The organism is Robiginitalea sp. (genome assembly GCF_049588695.1).
Lineage (GTDB): Bacteria > Bacteroidota > Bacteroidia > Flavobacteriales > Flavobacteriaceae > Robiginitalea.
On record NZ_JBAVZJ010000233.1, the window covers coordinates 1 to 3,417 of the forward strand.

General features: G+C 47.2%; 3 protein-coding genes. 1 reads left to right on the forward strand and 2 read right to left on the reverse strand.

The window, feature by feature from the left end:
- Positions 1–1,812: AAA family ATPase (locus WBV75_RS05680; protein WP_424119678.1), on the reverse strand; the 1,812-nt coding region annotated here is incomplete at its 3' end.
- Positions 1,813–2,197: 385 nt separating this feature from the next.
- Between WBV75_RS05680 and WBV75_RS05685 the strand changes: the two genes are divergently transcribed.
- A complete protein-coding gene (locus WBV75_RS05685; protein WP_424119679.1) occupies positions 2,198–2,584 on the forward strand; it encodes a DUF302 domain-containing protein in 387 nt (128 codons plus the stop codon).
- Between the two features lie 69 nt (positions 2,585–2,653).
- Here the strand turns inward: WBV75_RS05685 and WBV75_RS05690 are convergent.
- A partial coding sequence (locus WBV75_RS05690) for a hypothetical protein (protein ID WP_424119680.1) occupies positions 2,654–3,417 on the reverse strand: 764 nt, incomplete at its 5' end.

Consider the following 3,417-nt stretch of genomic DNA (forward strand, 5'->3'; position numbering starts at 1 on the left):
GATCCACTGTGCATTGTCGATCAGGATGACCAGTTTGTGAGATTCACCTTCTTTCTTTAAAATCTCCATCAAAAGGTCGTGGGTTGCTTTTACCCGCTGAGTCGGGGTAAACTCTTTTACAAGACTACTATCTTCAATGTTCGTATTCAGTACAATATTCAAAAGGCACGCCCTTTCGCCAAACGCACCTTCAAGCTCAGCCGTACTGTCTCCCTGTAGCCCCTCTCCATCCGTAAGGTGCATTTCCAGGATACTTGAAAAAACATCATCCCAAATGCTATATGGGATATTGCGGCTTATTTTATCCCCTGAAGTCAGGATAACGTGATCATTGGTGGAAATATTCGCCCGGAGTTCATGTAGCAGGCTGGTTTTGCCCATACCGCTCTGGCCTTCGATAAATACAAGTGTGTCTTTCCTCCCATTCTCTCCGATCAGCCGGAGAATCTGTTGCAATTCCTTTTCCCAGATCCCAATAGGGGTGGCTGTTTCTTCTTCTCTGATATCTTTAATCGGGAAAAGCTGAACCGTTCCGGAGTAGCCTTTGACCTCAGTGGTAAAGGGTTCGCCAAATTCCACGGATTTTCTGGATTCCAGATAAGTCGCTTCGTCGCAAACAACGGCTCCTGTGCTAACCTGTGAATACCGGGAACTGAGGTTTACCACATCCCCGATTACGGTGTGTTGCCGGAAAACATCCGTGCCTATGACTCCACAATACGCGCTCCCTGTACTGATTCCAATGCTGTTGCTGAACCCTTCACCCTCCAGGTTTCGGTTCAGTTCAAAGGCCAGCCTGGCACTGCGTTCAGGATTGTTGTTATGGGCAGAGGGAGAGGGCCCGAAACAAATCAGCATATTTGTAGCTTTTTCATCTACCCAGAACATGTTCAGCAAGCCGTCGTACTTTTCGACCAATGGTTTGGCAACCCTTCCAATTCTGTCGATTTCATCCCTGAATGATTTCTTTTTGTCATCGACCAATGGAAAACTTAGAAAAAGACTGGTAACCGGTCTGATTTCTGAGAGCCACTGAAGCCTTTCTGCACTTAGGGGCTCGGGGATCGTAGGGGGGATGAACGCTCTGAGCTCCTTCAGGGTAGGCGGATTGAATACGGGTTCAACCCTTTGGGGCACGGTATACTCAGGCAATTCAAAATTGAGATCCTCAAGGGTGGTGCTTTCGAACTCCACCTTTTGGGAGGGTACCCCTTGTGGCACATGTTCCATAGCCGACTCGTGTGCAAGCAGGATGTCCTTAGCCGTATTGCGGGAGGCCAGGCGGAGATTGTCGAATACTTCCCCGTAAAACGTAAATAATTTTTTGTCCCCGGGAGCTTCTATTTCCGCCATATGCCACGGCCCATAAGCCATTACAAGGTGCAGGCTTATCGACCGGCCCCGGTCATCCTTCACTTGATTTTGCTGCAGAATTTCTCTGGCACATTCCATAGAATGGGCGACTGATTTTTCAGCTTCACTCTTGTTTCCCGGCCATGCGGCCATAATACCATCTCCGGCAAAGAACAAAGGTTCCCCTCCCCATTTGGTAATCCTCTCCAGCAAAAACCCATAATGCTCATGGAGTATGGAGGTGATCGCCTCTACGCCTTTAACCTTGTCATTCATCAGGCGGTTACAAAGGGTGGAAAAATCACAAATGTCCAGCCAAAGTAATGCCGTATACTTATCCGTCGTCTCGTCTCCCGGATGCCATTTCGGGTTTTTTGAGAACTGCTTTTTTAAAATACCAGGAACAAAACTGGCCCCCAGGGGGTTTCGGGACCCTGTATTATCCGTTCTTTTACTCATTTTGAAGGACTAAATAATCGTAAAAAGCGTACATATCAGGTCAGGAATCAGAGTCGCCTCTTTCAAAGAGAAAGGCCCTGGATCATAGGTCAAGATACGAAATTGAGCAGAAAGAATAACCTTGGTTTAAATTGATCGGTCTAACAGGCTAAGAGGTGATCAAAGGACTGAATCACAGGTAAGGTTTAAATTCATACACGACTTTTTAATACTATTCAAAGTAAACCTGCTTTCGGGCTGAATTAAATACTACATGATCCTTCTGTCTCCTGAAGAAATGAAATCAGAAGCGGCCCGCCCTTTTTTGGCCTGTAAAGTGTGCGCGATTTAGTAATTTTATTCCTGGCCTTTATCGGCTTTCATTGTACCATAAATTTTTCCCGCTATGAACTACTATTTTAGTACTACCCTTACCCTGGATTTCGAGAAAGCCATAGAAGCGACGACGGCTGCCTTAAAGGAAGAAGGCTTTGGTGTCCTGACAGAAATCGACATCGCCCAAACGATGAAAAAGAAACTGGACGTGGACTTGCCAAAATACAAGATTCTGGGCGCATGCAATCCGCAATACGCCTACAATGCTTTACAGGCTGAAAACAAAATAGGGACCATGTTGCCGTGCAATGTGATTGTACAGGACGCCGGCGGGGGTAAGGTGGAAGTCTCCGCAGTAAACCCCATGGCCTCCATGCAGGCGGTCGAGAACCCCGAATTAGGGACCTTGGCCCAGGAAGTCACTGAAAAGCTCCAGCGGGTCATTTCCAGTCTTTGAGAAAGAATGTCTCCCAGCGTATGTACGCTGAAAAAGCAGCCCTAAGGGCAGAATAGAATATAGCTTTTACTATATCCGGAACATGGCAGCCGTTGGCTTGAGCCCCATATAGGCCATCCCCGCTTGATTCATCCAATGGGGTTGAATTATGCCATGTTGCAGGACGGCGTGGATATCCCTATGAATCCTTTCGAATGGAAATTTAGTATACAATGCTGAAGTTCCGGCTACGGCAAAAATATCGGAGACTACTGATCTTGCTGTTGTAGCTGCAACATGGGCTCCTGCCCAAACATCGGCCAGCAACTCATCGCTAAACTCGTTTCCTTTTAAGGACTCCTCCCATAGGTTTGAGACGCTTCCGTACAGTTGCGAACTACTGGCGGAAAGGCTGGAAAGGCTTTTGGCCACGACAGCCTGAACCCCAGCGCGATCTCTTAAATCTGGATTTTTTCCAGGAGTTACTCTTTCTTTCCCCATTTTTATCAATTCGTCTGTGGCGGCTTTAGCCAGGCCCAATGCCATTGCAGCGTTACCAGCGGAGTTCATACAGCCGATAGGTAATCGGCTATACGGAGTATCTATACTCACCGGACTGTTAAAGTCAACGGCATATCGTTCAGGGACAAAAGTGCCTTCTATCTCAATATCATGACTGCCAGTACCTCTGAGACCTCCTACACTCCAGGTGTCGATAATAGATATCGCCTCTTTGGGGACAAAAAGAATCTTTAATTCAACTCCCGGTCCGGGCTTTGGCTTTGAATCATCAGTGGTTATAATACAACGCAAGGCAAACCAGTCTGCCAGCTCACACCCGGATACCAGTGTCC

Excerpts from the sequence above, each read along its gene's own strand:
- WBV75_RS05685 (WP_424119679.1), top strand. The coding sequence starts at position 2,198 with ATGAACTACTATTTTAGTACTACCCTTACCCTGGATTTCGAGAAAGCC.